This is a genomic window from uncultured Thermus sp. (assembly GCF_938010445.1).
GTDB lineage: Bacteria > Deinococcota > Deinococci > Deinococcales > Thermaceae > Thermus > Thermus altitudinis.
In genome coordinates this window covers 1-15,098 of sequence record NZ_CALLUR010000062.1, presented here as the reverse complement: position 1 = coordinate 15,098, position 15,098 = coordinate 1, and the positions used below count along the sequence as shown (strand labels likewise).

Annotated in this window: 13 protein-coding genes, 3 tRNA genes and 1 pseudogene; 6 read left to right on the top strand and 11 right to left on the bottom strand. The window is 63.9% G+C overall.

All coding sequences use genetic code 11. The features are described 5' to 3' along the window. Window positions 1-2 precede the first annotated feature (2 nt). Window positions 3-455 carry a D-aminoacyl-tRNA deacylase gene (gene dtd / locus Q0693_RS03610; RefSeq protein ID WP_298629266.1) on the top strand — a complete coding sequence of 151 codons (453 nt, stop codon included), beginning with the start codon at window positions 3-5 and terminating at the stop codon, window positions 453-455. On the opposite strand, the gene Q0693_RS03605 is transcribed toward dtd, so the two are convergent. Further along, complete coding sequence (locus tag Q0693_RS03605; RefSeq protein WP_298629265.1) at window positions 442-3,471, bottom strand: EAL domain-containing protein; 3,030 nt, start codon at window positions 3,469-3,471, stop codon at window positions 442-444. The two genes, dtd and Q0693_RS03605, sit on opposite strands and share 14 nt — an antisense overlap. A 114-nt stretch (window positions 3,472-3,585) precedes the next feature. Here Q0693_RS03605 and Q0693_RS03600 point away from each other — a divergent pair, with 114 nt between their 5' ends. Further along, a complete protein-coding gene (locus Q0693_RS03600) occupies window positions 3,586-4,620 on the top strand; it encodes a fatty acid desaturase (protein ID WP_298629264.1) in 1,035 nt (344 codons plus the stop codon). A 279-nt stretch (window positions 4,621-4,899) separates the two neighbouring features. Here the strand turns inward: Q0693_RS03600 and purH are convergent, their stop codons facing one another. After that, window positions 4,900-6,390: a bifunctional phosphoribosylaminoimidazolecarboxamide formyltransferase/IMP cyclohydrolase gene (gene purH, locus Q0693_RS03595; protein WP_298629263.1), complete on the bottom strand. Its 1,491-nt coding sequence runs from the start codon at window positions 6,388-6,390 to the stop codon at window positions 4,900-4,902. A 31-nt stretch (window positions 6,391-6,421) separates the two neighbouring features. Between purH and Q0693_RS03590 the strand changes: the two genes are divergently transcribed. From Q0693_RS03590 to Q0693_RS03580, 3 genes are all read left to right on the top strand, one after another. Further along, window positions 6,422-6,808, top strand: a complete 387-nt coding sequence (locus Q0693_RS03590) for a GatB/YqeY domain-containing protein (RefSeq protein WP_243029582.1) — start codon at window positions 6,422-6,424, stop codon at window positions 6,806-6,808. Beyond that, the gene (locus Q0693_RS03585; RefSeq protein WP_298629262.1) at window positions 6,805-7,353 is read left to right on the top strand and encodes an NUDIX hydrolase; all 549 of its coding nucleotides are present in this window, start codon (window positions 6,805-6,807) and stop codon (window positions 7,351-7,353) included. Before Q0693_RS03590 ends, Q0693_RS03585 begins: the two co-directional genes overlap by 4 nt. A gap of 68 nt (window positions 7,354-7,421) precedes the next feature. After that, on the top strand, window positions 7,422-8,720 hold the full coding sequence (locus Q0693_RS03580; protein WP_243029584.1) for an acetyl ornithine aminotransferase family protein: 1,299 nt from the start codon (window positions 7,422-7,424) through the stop codon (window positions 8,718-8,720). Window positions 8,721-8,876: 156 nt separating this feature from the next. Here Q0693_RS03580 and Q0693_RS03575 read toward each other — a convergent pair whose 3' ends face one another. From Q0693_RS03575 to Q0693_RS03545, 7 genes are all read right to left on the bottom strand, one after another. Continuing rightward, a complete protein-coding gene (locus Q0693_RS03575; RefSeq protein ID WP_298629261.1) occupies window positions 8,877-10,016 on the bottom strand; it encodes a BMP family ABC transporter substrate-binding protein in 1,140 nt (379 codons plus the stop codon). Window positions 10,017-10,019: 3 nt separating this feature from the next. Next, window positions 10,020-10,853: an ABC transporter permease gene (locus tag Q0693_RS03570; protein ID WP_298629260.1), complete on the bottom strand. Its 834-nt coding sequence runs from the start codon at window positions 10,851-10,853 to the stop codon at window positions 10,020-10,022. Further along, entirely contained in the window at window positions 10,853-11,902 is a 1,050-nt protein-coding gene (locus tag Q0693_RS03565; RefSeq protein WP_243029587.1) for an ABC transporter permease, read from the bottom strand. Before Q0693_RS03565 ends, Q0693_RS03570 begins: the two co-directional genes overlap by 1 nt. Beyond that, entirely contained in the window at window positions 11,899-13,368 is a 1,470-nt protein-coding gene (locus Q0693_RS03560; protein ID WP_298629257.1) for an ABC transporter ATP-binding protein, read from the bottom strand. The genes Q0693_RS03565 and Q0693_RS03560 overlap by 4 nt, the downstream gene beginning before the upstream one ends. Before the next feature lie 149 nt (window positions 13,369-13,517). Further along, window positions 13,518-13,593: transfer RNA gene (locus Q0693_RS03555), tRNA-Arg, on the bottom strand. Between the two features lie 37 nt (window positions 13,594-13,630). Next, a tRNA-Gly gene (locus Q0693_RS03550) sits at window positions 13,631-13,706 on the bottom strand. Between the two features lies 1 nt (window position 13,707). Then, a tRNA-Pro gene (locus Q0693_RS03545) sits at window positions 13,708-13,784 on the bottom strand. A 68-nt stretch (window positions 13,785-13,852) separates the two neighbouring features. Between Q0693_RS03545 and tatA the strand changes: the two genes are divergently transcribed. Continuing rightward, window positions 13,853-14,017 carry a twin-arginine translocase TatA/TatE family subunit gene (tatA, locus tag Q0693_RS03540; RefSeq protein ID WP_038030191.1) on the top strand — a complete coding sequence of 55 codons (165 nt, stop codon included), beginning with the start codon at window positions 13,853-13,855 and terminating at the stop codon, window positions 14,015-14,017. Here the strand turns inward: tatA and Q0693_RS03535 are convergent. Next, window positions 14,007-14,744 (bottom strand): formate dehydrogenase accessory sulfurtransferase FdhD, encoded by a 738-nt coding sequence (locus tag Q0693_RS03535; protein ID WP_298629250.1) that lies wholly within the window; start codon window positions 14,742-14,744, stop codon window positions 14,007-14,009. The two genes, tatA and Q0693_RS03535, sit on opposite strands and share 11 nt — an antisense overlap. Window positions 14,745-14,815: 71 nt before the next feature. Then, window positions 14,816-15,098, bottom strand: a pseudogene (locus Q0693_RS03530) (O-linked GlcNAc transferase); the annotation flags it as partial.

Below are 15,098 nucleotides of genomic sequence, written 5' to 3'. Positions count from 1 at the left end.
GCATGCGAGCGGTCATCCAACGGGTCACGGAAGCCTTTGTGGAGGTGGATGGCGAAGAGGTGGGGAGGATCGGGCTAGGGCTCCTGGTCCTCCTGGGGGTGGGGCAAGGGGACACCGTGGAGGATGCCCAGTACCTGGCCCGCAAGATTGTAAACCTGCGCATCTTCCCGGATGAGGCGGGCAAGATGAACCTTTCCCTGAAGGAGGTGGGGGGTGAAGCGCTTCTGGTGAGCCAGTTCACCCTCTACGCCGAAACCCGCAAGGGCAACCGCCCCTCCTTCGTCAAGGCCGCACCCCCAGACGTGGGAAGAAGGCTCTATGAAGCCGCCATAGAAGCCTTCCTGGAACAGGGAGTGCACGTGGAAACCGGCGTCTATGGGGCCCACATGCGGGTCCACTTGGTGAACGACGGCCCGGTAACCCTCATCCTGGACTCAGAGGTCAGGCCCCGTTAATGGGCTTTGGTACTCCAAAAAAGTATCCCTGAGCATGCCGGTAGCCCAGGCGCAGCAACCAGTCCCGCTGCGCCTCGGTCTCTACCCCTTCGGCCACCACGGACAGCCCCAACTCCTCGGCTAAGCTCAAGGCGGCCCGTAACACGGCATGAGCCTTGGGGTTCTTCCCAAGTCCGGCTACGAAGGCCCGATCCACCTTAACCATGGCGAAAGGATGCTGAAGCAGGGCATTAAGGGAAGCGTACCCCTGGCCAAAGTCGTCTAGAACCAACCCAAACCCCATCTCCCTAAGGGTCCGTAGCACCTCCTCTACCCCCTGGGCCAGGGCATACTCGGTGATCTCAAATCGCACCCCATTGCCCCGAAGTCGGGAAACCGCCTCTAGCAACCGGGGGTCGCTTAGGGTCTGGGGGGAAACGTTCACGTGCCAAATGTACTTGCTGGGCAACCTTTCTGCCAGGCGGAGCACGTAAAGGTCCAGCTCCCGGATCAGCCCCGTTTCCTCCGCCAAGGGGATGAAGGCCGCCGCAGGCCAAAAGCCGCCTTCCTTGGGCCAGCGGACAAGTACCTCGCTAGCTACAGGCTCGAGGGTAGCAAGGTCTACGATGGGCTGGCCGAAAAGAACCAAGCGTCCTTCCCGCAAAGCATCCTCGAGGGAGGCCAAAAGCTCCACGCGCTTCAGGTAGATGTCCTCCAGTTCCTGGTTGAAGTAGGCAATGCCCTGCCCTCCCTTGGCCTGGTTCAGGGCCAGGTCAGCACGCCGCAGCAACTCGCTTAGTTCTTGGCCGTCATCCGGATACACCGCTACTCCCACCGAAACCCCCAGGGCATCCTTGGCCACGGGTTCTGGCGCCGAGGCCTGCAGAGCCTGGTTTAAACTCTGAAAAAAAACAAAGATCTTGTCAGGCCCCCAAGGGAGGAGGAAGAGGAACTCGTCGTCACCAAGGCGGTACAAGCGACCTCCTTTGGGCAGAAGCTCCTGCCAAGCCCGGGCCACAGCTACAAGAAGGGTATCCCCCACCTCTCGACCGTAGGTCCGGTTCACATCGGCAAACCTATCCAGGTCCGCCAACACGAAACTCACCTTCTCCGCCTGTCCCTTCCATTCCTCCTCCAAGAGCGCCCGGTTAGGCAGGTCGGTGAGAGGATCGTGGTAGCGAAGGTACCGGGTCTGGACCTGGGCTCGCTCCCAAGAGAAAACCATCTCCAGCCAATGGACCAGAAAACGGAAGGCGTCCATGGCTTCCTCAGGGAAATATCCCCGGAAAGCATCTAGATACAGCACCCCTACGGCTTCCCCATTCACCTCCAGCCTGGCATACAGGGTTTCCTTAACCTCGCCAAGCCGCGCCTTCTCCAAAAGAAGGGCCTTGATCTCTGAGGCCAAGCTTTGAAAAAACTCCCGCAGCCCCTCCCCTGAAACCTTGCCTAAGGAAGCAGGGACCCCTAGGGCATATACCTCCTGGCGAGCGAAGGTCACCTCCCGCAAGGCTGGGTCATACCCCAATAAGGCCACGCACGAAAACTTCCCATTCTGGTTTCGCAAAAGAAGACTTCCCGCTTCCGCTCCCGGGATGGCCTTCACCACCTCATCCAGGAAGCGCTGGAAAAAGGAACGGCCCATTCCCTCCTGTAAGAAGAGTTCCGTCATGTGGATTAGGGCCTGCTGCACCCTAAACAGGCTCCACTCCAGGGTGATGTTCCGCCCTGTGGAGGCGTAGGCCACCAGCTGACCCCTTGGGTCTCGCAAGGGGGTCAGGATTTTATCCTCCACCAACAGGCGGCCATCCTTGCGGCGGTTAAAGAACACGCTACGGAACACCTGGCCTTTCTCCAAAGTGTCCCAAAGGTGCCGGTAGAAGGCCTCCGGGTGCAACCCAGACTTGAAAAGACTCGGCGTTTGACCCAGGACCTCCTGGGGTTCGTATCCCGTCTGGGCAAAGAGGGCAGGGTTGGCATAGGTAATATGCCCTTCCAAGTCCGTGGTGAAGACCGACTCAGGAACCTGCTCCACCAGCTGGACCAGAAGGTGGGCTTGGGCCAGCGAACGCAATCGTTCTAGGTTTTTCCCCGCTAGGCTGGCCAGATCTTGGAGGAGAATCACCTCCTCCTGGTCAAAGGCATCCGGCTCCACAGCATAGACGTTGAACGCCCCGAAGACCCTATCCCCGATCCGCAAGGGGAAAGCAGCACTGGAGGCAAAGCCGAAGCCCTGGGCCCTGAGGCGCCAGGGTCCATAGAACGGGTCCTCACCTATGCCCCTTAAAACCTGGGGCTGCCCCAAACGGATGGCCCTACCGGTAGGACCTTGCCCCTCGGGGGATTCGTCGTGCCGCACCAGTAGGCCTTCCAGGTACCCCACCGCTCCAGCCCCTTCCAGCGGACGCACCCTACCATCTGGCAAAGCCTCCCCCACCCAGGCTAGGGCATAGCCTTCCTCCACCACCAAGGCGCAGAGGCGCTTGAGGTACTCGGCTTCTTCCTGGGCCTCGAGGCTCAACAGGGTGGCTCGGTGAAGGATCCTGGCCGCCCTCTGCGCTCGCTCCTTCAGCACCGCCAGGGCCAATAGGCCCGCAGCCGTTTCCAGCTGGACGCGGCCTTCCTCCGTGACACGAGCACCCGGCTCGAGGTACAGGTTCAATATCCCCAGAATCCGTTCCCCAACCTTAAGGGGAAGAATGGCATGACCGTGAGCCGGCATCCCCGGATACCCAATCTCGTGGGCCTCGTCCACCCCCTGGGACCAAAGAGCCTCCCCGCTAAGCCCCACCCGCCCGCAAAGGCATCGCCCCAGGGGGAGGGTGGCGCAAGAAACCTTGAGAGGCTCGTCCAGGTTGTGCTCCATCACCAGACGGAGGGTTTCCCCCTGCTTGAGAAAAAGGGCCCCCTTGGCCTGCAAGGGTAGCCCAGATACCTCCATAAGGGCCATAATGAACTCCTGGAACCTGGTCTTTAAGGGATCCTCACGAAGAAGGATTTGCGAAAGCCTAAGGGTTACCTGGGTTCGCCTGGGCATATTTGATCCTTATGATAAGGTGGCTTTATTAAAAATTCCCCCTCGTGAACCTCTCTCACAGTCCTCATCCATCCCGGGAGTAACCTAAGGCACTCCTTGGAAAGAGGAGTGGGTATGAGAAAAGTAGAACCCAAAGACTGGATCCCCCTCATCAAGCCCTATGCCAAGCCCAATACCTGGAGGAGTCTGCGCCAGGTGGCCAACACCCTTCTGCCCCTTCTCCTCTTTTTCTACCTGGCCCACAAAGCCCTCTCGGTATCGGTGGCCCTAACCCTCCTGCTGGACTTCGTGGCCGCCTTGTTCCTGGTGCGCCTTTTCATCCTGCAACACGACGCCGGCCACGGCTCCTTCTTTCCCAAGAAGTGGGCCAACGACCTCCTGGGCTTCTTCACCGGGGTGCTCACCCTGGTGCCCTACCACCACTGGCAACTTTCCCACGCCCGGCACCACGCCACCAGCGGCAACCTGGACAAGCGGGGGGTAGGGGATATTTACACCATGACCCTGGAGGAGTACTTGAAGGCCAGCCCCTGGGAAAGGCTCAAGTACCGGCTCTACCGCAATCCGTGGGTCATGTTCTTCCTGGGACCCATCTACGTCTTCATGCTCTCCTACCGGCTGCCCTTGGGCTACGGCTCCGACAAGCCCTCGGTGCGCAACTCCGTGGCCCTCACCAATCTCTTCCTCGCCCTTCTCTTGGCGGGCATCGTGGTCTTCTTCGGGGTGAAAACCCTTCTTTTGGTCTACCTGCCCATCCAGTACATGGCCGGGATGATCGGGATCTTCCTCTTCTACGTGCAACACCAGTTTGAAGACGTCTACTGGGAGCACGACCCCCGCTGGGAGTACCTGAAGGCGGCCATGGAGGGAAGCACCTACCTGAAGCTTCCCAAGGTGCTCCAGTGGCTCACGGGCAACATCGGCTTCCACCACATCCACCACCTGGCCCCCAAGATCCCCAACTACCTCCTGCCCAAGGTGCAGGAAGAGGTGGACCTGGTAAAGGTGGCCCCCACGGTTACCCTCAAGGATGCCTTCAAGATCGCCTTTGCCGACATGCACCTCTACGACGAGGAAAGCCGCAAGCTGGTGGGCTTTAAGGAAGCCCATAGGCGCCTTAGGGAAGCCCAAGGCAAAAAGGCCTACTAGGCGCTCCCCTAGGCTTAAAGGAGCCCCCTGGGGCTCCTTTTTGCTACACAAGGCCCCAATGCTCCCCCCAAAGCCTCTAGAAGGTCCCCGGGAGGCCTCTCCAGGTGCGCCCTCTGCTCTGGTGGAGGGCAGCACCCCTGGGCCAGCTCCTCCAAAGGCCTCCGGGCCACGGGGGACACCTGGCTTCCCGTAAGGCCCAAGCGGGCGCCCATCCCCTCCCCAGGCTGCGCCAGGCTAGGCCCCAGGCTTATGGTGTAGGGCCCATGGGCTTTGGCGGGCCTAGTGCCTAAAGTGCCGCACCCCGGTGAAGACCATGGCCAGGCCCAGCTCGTCGGCGGCCCGGATGGAATCCTCGTCCCGCACGCTTCCCCCAGGCTGGATAATGGCCCGGATGCCAAACTCCGCCGCAAGCCGCACCACGTCGTCAAAGGGGAAGAAGGCATCGGAAGCCAAAACCGCTCCCTTAGCCTTTTCCTTGGCGGTCTTGAGGGCGTGCTTGGCAGCAGCGTAGCGGTTGGTCTGCCCCACCCCAATGCCTAGGGTCTGGCCTTCCTTGGCCACCACGATGGCGTTGGAGCGCACATGCTTCACCACCTTCCAGGCAAAGAGGAGGTCTTGCCACTCGGCCTCGCTGGGGGCTTCCTGGGTCACCACCTCCGGCGTGATGGGGTCCAGGGTGTCGGCATCCTGGAGGAGGACCCCACCCCGCATGCGGCGTAGGTCCAGGTAGGGCCCTTGGGCGGGCAAGGGAACCCTTAGCAGGCGCAGGTTTTTCTTGCGGGAAAAGAGGGCTAGGGCCTCCGGGGTAAAGTCCGGGGCCAGGACCACCTCCAAGAACACCTCCTTCATGGCCTCCGCCGTGGCCCCGTCCACGGGTCGGTTAAAGGCCACAATGCCCCCAAAGATGGAAACGGGATCGGCCTCATAGGCCTTCCGGTAGGCCTCCAAGGGGCCTTCCCCCAGGGCCACCCCGCAGGGGTTTTGGTGTTTGATGGCCACGCAAGCGGGCTCGGCGAACTCGGAAACCAGGTTCCAGGCGGCTTCCGCATCCAGGTAGTTGTTGAAGCTCATGGCCTTACCCTGGAGGACCTGGGCCTCCAAAAGGGGCCCCCGCTCCCTTTCCACGCGATAAAGGGCGGCCTCCTGGTGGGGGTTTTCCCCATAGCGCAAGGGGCTTTCCCGCCTTAGGACCAAGAACTTCTCGGGGGGGAACTTCTCCGCGGCCAGCCACTCGGCGATGGCGGCGTCGTAGGCTGCGGTGTGGGCGAAGGCCTTGCGGGCCAGCTCCCTGCGGAACTCTGGGCTTGGGCCCTCCTCCAAGGCCTCGAGGACCCTGGGGTAGTCCTCGGGATCGCACACGGGCAGCACCGCCCCATGGTTTTTGGCCGCCGCCCGGAGCATGGCCGGCCCCCCAATGTCAATCTGCTCCAAGGCCTCGGCAAAGCTGGCCCCCTTGGCCACGGTCTCCCGAAAAGGGTAAAGGTTCACGGCCAAGAGGGCGATCCGGTCAAAGCCTAAGGCCCTAAGCTCCTCCTCCTGGTCGGGCCGGGCCAGGAGCCCGGCGTGCACCTTGGGGTGGAGGGTCTTCACCCGGCCCTCCAGAACCTCGGGAAAGCCGGTAAAGTCGGAGATGTAGGTCACGGGAAGACCCGCCTCCTTCAAGGCCCTATAGGTCCCCCCGGTGGCCAAAAGCTTAAAGCCCAACCGTAAAAGCCCCTCGGCAAAGGGCACAAGCCCCCTCTTATCGGAAACGGAAAGGAGCGCCCACATGAAGGGCATTTTACCGGCTAGACTAAGGGGGATGAGCATCTACGAGGCCATCAAGGAGACCATCAAGGAGGCCATGAAGGCCCGGGACCAGAAGACCCTGGACTTCGCCCGGGTGGTGAAGGCGGAGCTGGACCGCAAAGGGGATGGCAAACCCCTGCCCGACGCCGAAGCGGTGAAGGTGCTGAAGGCCTTGCGGGAAATCGCCTTGGAGCAGGGCAACACCTTTGAAGTGGAGTTTCTGGACCGCTTCCTGCCCCAGGAGATGAGCGAGGAGGAGCTCGAGGCCTGGATCCGGGAACACCTGGACCTATCCCAGTTCAAGACCCCCTTGGCGGCCATCGGGGTGGTGACCAAGGCCCTGGGGCCTAGGGCCCCTGGGGAGAAGGTGCGACGGGTGATTGAGCGTTTGGCGAAATGAGCCCTTGGAAGCGGATAGAGCTGGAAGAGATCCTCAGCGAGCCCGTCCGGCTGGTGAGGGAAAGGGTGCGCACCCACACCGGCAAGGAACTCACCTACATCTACCGCCCGGGGCCGGTGGCGGCCAGCTTCGTCCTGCCCGTGACCGTTAGGGCCACCGCCCTCCTCATCCGCCAGTACCGTCACCCCACGGGCAAGTTCCTGTTGGAAATCCCCGCGGGCAAGGTGGACCCTGGGGAAACCCCCCTCGAGGCCGCCCGGCGGGAGCTTTTGGAGGAAGTGGGGGCCGCGGCCAAGCGCTTCCTCTCCCTCCCTCCCTTCCACCCCCAACCCTCCTTCACCGCCGTGGTCTTCCACCCCTTTTTGGCCCTGCAGGCGGAGGTGGTGGCCAGGCCGGCCCTGGAGGATGGGGAGCTCCTGGAAACCGTGGAACTCCCCCTTCGGGACATCTACCGCCTGCTGCAGGCCGGGGAGATCCAGGACGCCTCCACCGCCCTCACCCTCTTCTACGCCCGCCCCCACCTGGAAGCCGAAGGACTCCTGTAAAAAGCCGAGCCCAAACCGCATAAAATGCGCCTGGGAAGGGGGCCAGGGCCTTGGTAGACTGGCCCCGTATGAAACCCAGCATCCACACTTCGCTTCCCGGTCCCAAAGCCCAAGCCCTTTTGGAAAGGGGTCAGGCCGTCCTCTCCTCCTCCTACATCCGCCCCTACCCCTTCGTTCCCGCCCGGGGGCAGGGGGTGTTCTTGGAGGACGTAGACGGCAACGTCTTCCTGGACTTCATGGCGGGGATCGCGGTGAACACCACCGGGTATGCCCACCCTAAGGTGCTGGAGGCGGTGAAGGCCCAGGCGGAGCGCTTCGCCCACGTGTGCTTCTCCGACTTCACCCACGAGCCCACCCTTTCCCTGGCGGAACGGTTGGTGGCCAGATTGGGCGGGGGCTACCGGGTCTTTTTCGGCAACTCGGGCACCGAGGGGATAGAGGCCGCCATCAAGCTGGTGCGCCAGCACACGGGCAGGCCCTACCTCATCGCCTTCACCGGGGCCTTCCACGGCAGAAGCCTGGGTTCCCTTTCCCTCACCGCCAGCAAGAGCGCTTACCGCAAGGGCTTCTCCCCCCTTCTTCCCGGGGTGGTGCACGTGCCCTTTCCCAACCCCTTCCGGCCCCCCCTGGGAGCCAGGCCGCAAGAGGCGGGGAAAACCGTGCTGGAATACCTGGAGCACCTCTTCCGCACCGTGGTGGCCCCGGAGGAGGTGGCCGCTTTCTTCCTGGAGCCCATTCAGGGAGAAGGCGGGTATTTGGTGCCCCCGCCAGGGTTCATCCCCAAGCTAAAGGCCCTGCTGGAAAGGCACGGCATCCTCCTGGTGGCGGATGAGGTCCAGTCTGGGGCCGGCCGTACAGGGCTCTTCTTCGCCCTGGAACACGAAGGAGTCCAGGCGGACGTCTACGTCCTGGCCAAGGGCCTGGCCTCCGGCTATCCCTTAAGCGCCCTCCTCTTCCGGGAAGAGCTTTCCAGCTGGCGCCCCGGGGCCCACGGCACCACCTTCGGCGGCCAGGCGGTGGCCGCCGCCGCCGCCCACGCCACCTTGGACCTCCTGGAGGCTGGCCTCATGGACAACGCCGCCCGGGTGGGGGGGTTCCTCCTGCGGGAACTGGGGAGCATGCAAAAGCGCTTCCCCTTCCTGGGGGATGTGCGGGGAAGGGGGCTCATGATCGGGTTGGACTTCGGCACGCCCGAGGAGGAACGGCCCGACCTCAGGGACAAGGCCGTGGAGCTGGCCTTCAGGAAGGGGCTTCTTCTCCTTCCCGCCGGGCCTTCCGCCCTGCGCATCGCCCCTCCCCTCATCCTCACGGAGGAGGAAGCGGCCCTGGGGTTGGAGATCCTGGAGGCGGTTTTCCAGGCCCTCTAGCCCCATCCCCCTCCAGGGCCAAGGGTCCCACAACCCCTCCCCGGGAGCCCTACGGAAGCGCGCAAGGCGCATCCCCACCCAAGGCGGTGCCACCCGGGGTCGGGCCGAAGGGAACCGGGGCCAGGGGAGTCCTCCCTGGCCCCAGTCCCTGGGGTTCTACCTGGGTTCTCCGGGCCAGTCCCCCACCACCCCAGGGGCCGCCCACTCCATGGTGAGGAGCTCCTCGAGGGTGGCCTTTTTGCCCGCCGGGATGCGCAACACCCCCTTCCGGTCCTGGATGGGACCGGTGAAGGGGTCAAAGGTGGGCTTCGGGCTCTGCATATCCTTCAGCAGGGCCATGATGCGGTCGTAGACGCCGACCTTCTTTCCCCCCACCGTCATCTGGGCCTTCTTCAAGAGGGGCACGTGCTTGGGATTGATGGGAACCCCATAGTCCGCCCCCATCTCCACCGCCTTATGCTGCAGGAGCCAGAAGTAGTCCACCTTTTCCAGGTTCTTGGGGGTGTAAACGCCCTCCTTTACCTTCTTGAGGAAGTCAATGTAGATCACATCCCAGTGCACGATCTGGCCGGAGACCACGTGGTCTGGGGCGAACTTCAGCATGGGGGTGTAGTGGCCAAAGGAGTAGGCCCCCTTCTTGGCCGCCGTCTGGATCACCGTGGGGGTGTCCTCGGTGAAGGCGAAGACGTCCGCCCCTTGGGCCAGAAGGGCCTCCGTAGCCTCCCTGGCCTTGGCCGGATCGTACCAGGCGTTAATCCAGCGCACCAGGACCTGGGCCTTGGGGTTCACCGCCCGAACCCCCAGGGTGAAGCCGTTGATGTGCCGCTTCACCTCGGGGATGGGGAAGGCGGCCACATACCCCACCTTGCCCGTCCGGGAAAGGGCCCCGGCGGCCAGGCCGTTCAGGTAGTAGACCTGGTAGAAGTCGGCCATGTAGGTGGCCACGTTGGGGGCCCGCTTGATCCCGGTGGCGTGGGCGAAGATGACGTTCGGGTATTTCTTCGCCCCCTCGAGGACCGCTTCCATGTAGCCGAAGCTGGTGGCAAAGATCACCTGGCACCCTTCCTTCACGAACCGGTCGATGACGGGAAGGGCCTGAGCCTCAGGCACACTCTCCACGTACCGGGTTTCCAACCAGGGAAGGGCCGCTTCCGCCTTTTTGCGCCCCACATCGTGGGCATAGGTCCACCCCGCATCCCCGATGGGGCCCACGTAGATGAAGCAGGCCTTCAACTTATCCCCTTGGGCCCATGCCAACCCCAACGCCAACAACAGCCAACCTAAAATCCTCCGCATCCTTTACCTCCCCCGGTCAAAGGGCTGGCCCAGGGCCTTGGGGGCCCGGGCGCGGCCCGAAAGGGCCAGGACCAGGATAACCAAAAGGTAGGGCATGGCGGCAAAGGCCTCCGACGGTATAGGTACACTGCCCTGCAAGCGGAACTGGAGAAAGAACAGGAGGCCGAAAAGGTAGGCCCCAAAGATGGCCCGCAAAGGCTGCCAGGCCGCCAGGATCACCAGGGCGATGGCCACCCACCCCAGCCCCGCCGTCATGCCGTCCGTCCAGGAGGGGCGGTAGGCCAGGGAAAGATAGGCCCCCGCCAGGCCGATCATCCCGCCCCCCAGGGCCAGGGCCAGGTACCGCACCCCGTCCACGCTAACCCCAAAGAGATCCGCCGCCTTAGGGTTCTCCCCCACACTCCTCAGGTAGAGGCCAAAACGCGTGCGGGAAAGGAGCAGATGAAGACCCAAGGCCAGGATCAAGGCCAGCATGGCCAACATCCCTTCCGGCAGAGGGTTGGGCAAGGGGGTTCCCTCGTACCGCTTCCCCAACAGCCCTGAGGCCCCAAGCCCCAAGGCCGCCAGGGCCAGCCCCGCCACGAACTGGTTCGCCCTTAAGGAGACCGCGAACACCCCCAGGAATAACCCCAGCAAAGACCCCACCCCCATCCCGGCCAGGACCCCCAAAGCCGGATGGGCCTGCAGGCCCACGGCAAAGGCCACCAGGGCGGAGAGGGCCATCATGCCCTCCACCCCCAGGTTCACCACCCCGCCCCGCTCGGAAAGGAGGGCCCCCAAGCCAGCCAGGAGGAGGGGAGTACCGAAGAGAACCGCACGCAAAAGGGCTTCTTCCATCAGCGCCTCCAGACCAGGCGGCGGCGGCTTAACGCCTCTGCCCCGATGAAGCCCAGGAGCAAAAGCCCCGCCGCCACGTCCACCACCCGAAAGGGCATGGAAAGGGCCAGCTTCAAGGCATCCCCCCCCGCCAGGATGAGGCCCAAAAGGGGGGCGGTGAGGAGCACCCCAAGGGGCCTTCCCCTGGCCAGCCAGGCCGCCAGGATGGCGGTGAAGCCATACCCCAAGGAAATCTGGGCTGGCTCCAGAAGCCTTAGATGGATCCCCGCCACCTCCCCCACCCCCGCAAGGCCCGCAAGGAAACCGGAAAGAAGGGCCGCCAGGAGGATCAGCCTTCCCCCCTTAAGGCCCAGGTAACGGGCCGCCTCCGGGTTTTCCCCCAGGACCCGCCACTCAAAGCCAAGGGGGGTGCGAAAGAGAAGAACCTGAAGCCCCATAGCCGCCACCATCCCCAGAACCAGGGTAGGCCAGTGCACCAGGGTGTCCCCTAGCCGGGGAAGCTGGGCTTCAGGGGGGAAGCGGTCGGTGTAGAGAAAGCCAAAAACCATCTGGCCCTTCCAGGGCCCCGCCACCAGATAGACCACCAGGTAGTAGACCAGGTAGTTTTGCATGAGGGTGGTGAGGATCTCATTGACCCCGAAGCGCGCCCGAAGCCAGGCGGCAAGCCCCGCCCATAGGGCCCCCAGACTCCCCCCGAACAGGAACATCAAGGGCAGGCTCCAAAGCCCGGGAGGCAGGAAGAGGGCCACATAGGCCGCCCCCACCGCTCCCATGAGGAGCTGGCCCTCTGCCCCAATGTTGAAAAACCCGATCCTAAAGGCCAGGGCCAGGCCCGCCCCGATCAGGAGAAGGGGGATGGTGCGCCGCATCACCTCCGCCAGGCCCAGGGTATCCGTCAAGGGAGAAAGGAGAAGGGCGTACGCCTTGAGGGGCGGTACCCCGTAGAGGAGGAAAAGCAGGCCCAGGCCCAAAAGGGCAAGGCCCAGGAACAGGGCATAGGTGAGAAGAACCTTCCTGGGCGAAGGGCTGGGATCCAGCTCCCACCTCATACCCGCCCCTCCGTCATCATCCGGCCCAGGCGCTCCCGGTCCGCCTCCTCCCGGGAGATGGGCCCCACAAAGCGGCCATGGTACAAGGCGGCTACCCGATGGGAAAGGCTTAGGATCTCGTCCAGGTCCTCGCTCACCAAAAGCACGGCCGAGCCGTCCCGCACCAGGTCCAGGATACGTTCATAGACTTCTTCCGCCGCCCCCACGTCCACCCCGTAGGTGGGATGCATGGCCAAAAGCAAGCGGGGACCGCCCCGAAGCTCCCGGGCCAGGATCACCTTCTGCACGTTCCCCCCGGAAAGAAAACGCACCGGGGTGCGGGGGGAAGGGGTGCGGATGCCGTAGCGCCCAATCAGGGCTTCCGCCTCCTTTTCCATGATCCGGTAATCCAGCAGACCCCGAGGGGCTAGGCGCCGGTAGGTGCGCAGGGCCAGGTTCTCCGCCACGCTCATGCCTTCCACCACGCCCATACTGCGCTCCTCGGGAATGTGGGCCACCCCTAGGGCGAAGAGCCGGGCGGGATCCTGGGGCCACGCTTCCCCCAGAAAGCGCACCCTCCCCTGAAAGGGCCTAAGGCCGGCCAGGGCTTGCAGGAGCTCCGCCTGCCCGCTCCCCGCCACCCCTGCGATCCCCAGCACCTCCCCCGCCCGCAAGGCGAAGGAAACCCCTTGCACGGGAAAACCATGCCGGGGCACCAAAAGGTCCTCCACCTCCAGGACCACTTCCGCCCGGGGTGGGGGAACCTTGGGGGGTGGGGCCAGGCTCCGGCCCACCATAAGGCGCACCAGGAGGTCCTTGTCCGCCTCCCGGCGTAAGACCTCCCCCACCTTCTCCCCAGCCCGGAGCACGGCGATACGGTCAGCAATGGCCAAGACCTCGTCCAGCTTGTGGCTGATGAAGATGACGGAAAGACCCAGACCCTTTAGCCGCCGGATCTCCTGGAAAAGGGCCTCTGCTTCCTTGGGCGTCAAGACGCTGGTGGGCTCATCTAGGATGAGGACCTTGGGGCGGTTGAGCAAGGCGCGGAGGAGTTCTACCCTTTGCTTCTCCCCTGCGGAAAGACGGGCCACGGGCGCCTCGAGGTCCACGCCCAAGGGATGCCCTTCCAAAAGCTTTGCCAGCCGCCGCACCAGGGCTCGGCGGGAGAAGACGGGAGGCAGGTCAAGCCCCAGGGCCAGGTTTTCGGCCACGGTGTGGGCCTCTATGAGCTCAGGATGCTGGGGCACCAGGGCGATGCCTAGGCGCTGGGCCTCCTTGGGAGAGGGGATGCGCACCTCCTTCCCCTGGAGAAGAATCCGCCCCTCATCGGGGGCATACAACCCGTAGAGGATGCTGACCAAGGTGGTCTTCCCCGCCCCGTTCTCCCCCAAAAGGGCCAGGACCTCCCCAGGGGCCACCTCGAGGGTGATGCGGCGGTTGGCCACCACAGGACCAAAGCGCTTGGTGATGTTCTCCAGCTTCAACATGGGCCGGGCCAAAGCCCGGCCTTGAGAATACCATGTGCGGGCTAGAGCCTCCCTTACTCCCATAGGGTACCCGGCGACCAGCAGTAGCGAAGCCGCAGCAGGAACCCCCCGGCCGCGCTACCGGGGGGTAAAGCATGGCGTCCTGGAGCTGGCGGGCCCGGAGGGATTCGAACCCCCGACCTACCGCTTAGAAGGCGGCTGCTCTGTCCCCTGAGCTACGGGCCCATGGACAAAGCCGGGGTGTGGGTTCACCCCGGCCATTTGGAGCGGGAGACGGGACTCGAACCCGCGACCCTCGGCTTGGAAGGCCGATGCTCTACCAACTGAGCTACTCCCGCGTGGTCGGGGCGGCCCGATTTGAACGGGCGACCCCCTGCTCCCAAAGCAGGTGCGCTACCGGCCTGCGCTACGCCCCGGAGCGGCCACCCCAAAGGCCACGATAACACTTGACCCTAAGAGGGTCAAGGCGTGCTACAATGGCCCCATGCGCTTAGGTCCAGTGGAAATCCTCCTCATCCTTTTGGTCATCCTCCTCCTTTTCGGCGCTAAGAAGCTTCCCGAGCTGGCCCGGGGCATTGGCCAGTCGGCGAAGGAGTTCAAAAAGGGGCTTCAGGAGGGGGAGGAGAAGAAGGAAGAGCCTAAGGCTTGAGGATCCCCTCGGGTACGGGCATACCGCCTGGGGCATAGAGGCGGTAGCCGGTGGGGCGCACATAGGCGGCCAGGGCCAGGCCGTAGCGCCGCGCCAGGCTTACCGCGGGAGCCGTCGCCCCCGTACGGCTTACCAGGAGCACCGCCCCCATCCCGATGGCCTTAGCCGCCATCTCCTGGCTCACCCGCCCCGTGACCGCCAGGGCCACAGGGGGCCTAACCCCTTCCAAAAGCATGTAGCCGGCCAAGCGGTCCACGGCATTGTGGCGGCCGATGTCCTCGTTGAGATAGAGAAGCCGCCCGGCCAGGTCAAAAAGGGCTGCCCCATGGATGCCCCGGGTCTGGGCGTACCGAACCGCATTCTGGCGGAGCTGGGCCATAAGCCTTAGGGGGAGCTCGGGGTCCAAGGACACCGTGGGCAAAGGGACAAGCCGGGGTTCGCCATAGCGCAACCCCGCAGCGCAGCCACTATCCCGCACGCCCACGCCCTTTTCTGGATCCGCGGGCAGATCCACAGCCACCACCCCCTCACCCACCTTCCAGCGCACCCCCTCGAGGCCCGAAAGCACCCCGCTTAACCAAAGATGCCCCAAGGCCAAGTAGACCTCGTCCCCCGGCGTGTAGCTAAAGGAGGCCCAGGGCTTGCCGTTGACCACCAGGAGGAAGCGCTCCTCTTGGGGTAAAGGATAGGCCTCCTCATGAAAACGCCCCCGCTCAAATCTCCACATCCTCTTATCCAAATACTACCCCTGGCCTCGCTAGCCAGGGGTCCATGGGTTACATTGCCATCCTTGCCCTCTCAGAGCCTCCTCAGCACCTCCTCCGCCTCCTTGTACCCCGGCTTCAGTTTCAAGGCCTCCTGGCACTGGTAGCGGGCTCCCTCCTTGTCCCCTAGCTTTTCGTTGGCCAGGCAGAGCTGGTAGCGGTACTCGGCCCGCTTGGGCTCCAGGCGGACCGCCACCGTGAGACGGCTTTTGGCCTTCTGGGCATCCCCCAAGGCCAGGTAGACTTGGCCCAGGTAGTAGTAGGCCACCGGGAAGCGCAAGGGGGCCAGGGCCACCGCATTTTCCAAGGCCACCCCA

Bases quoted from the DNA above. Each gene is read 5' to 3' on its own strand.
- dtd (WP_298629266.1), top strand. From the start codon at position 3: ATGCGAGCGGTCATCCAACGGGTCACGGAAGCCTTTGTGGAGGTGGAT.
- Q0693_RS03605 (WP_298629265.1), bottom strand. From the start codon at position 3,471: ATGCCCAGGCGAACCCAGGTAACCCTTAGGCTTTCGCAAATCCTTCTT.
- Q0693_RS03600 (WP_298629264.1), top strand. From the start codon at position 3,586: ATGAGAAAAGTAGAACCCAAAGACTGGATCCCCCTCATCAAGCCCTAT.
- purH (WP_298629263.1), bottom strand. From the start codon at position 6,390: ATGTGGGCGCTCCTTTCCGTTTCCGATAAGAGGGGGCTTGTGCCCTTT.
- Q0693_RS03590 (WP_243029582.1), top strand. From the start codon at position 6,422: ATGAGCATCTACGAGGCCATCAAGGAGACCATCAAGGAGGCCATGAAG.
- Q0693_RS03585 (WP_298629262.1), top strand. From the start codon at position 6,805: ATGAGCCCTTGGAAGCGGATAGAGCTGGAAGAGATCCTCAGCGAGCCC.
- Q0693_RS03580 (WP_243029584.1), top strand. From the start codon at position 7,422: ATGAAACCCAGCATCCACACTTCGCTTCCCGGTCCCAAAGCCCAAGCC.
- Q0693_RS03575 (WP_298629261.1), bottom strand. From the start codon at position 10,016: ATGCGGAGGATTTTAGGTTGGCTGTTGTTGGCGTTGGGGTTGGCATGG.
- Q0693_RS03570 (WP_298629260.1), bottom strand. From the start codon at position 10,853: ATGGAAGAAGCCCTTTTGCGTGCGGTTCTCTTCGGTACTCCCCTCCTC.
- Q0693_RS03565 (WP_243029587.1), bottom strand. From the start codon at position 11,902: ATGAGGTGGGAGCTGGATCCCAGCCCTTCGCCCAGGAAGGTTCTTCTC.
- Q0693_RS03560 (WP_298629257.1), bottom strand. From the start codon at position 13,368: ATGTTGAAGCTGGAGAACATCACCAAGCGCTTTGGTCCTGTGGTGGCC.
- tatA (WP_038030191.1), top strand. From the start codon at position 13,853: ATGCGCTTAGGTCCAGTGGAAATCCTCCTCATCCTTTTGGTCATCCTC.
- Q0693_RS03535 (WP_298629250.1), bottom strand. From the start codon at position 14,744: ATGTGGAGATTTGAGCGGGGGCGTTTTCATGAGGAGGCCTATCCTTTA.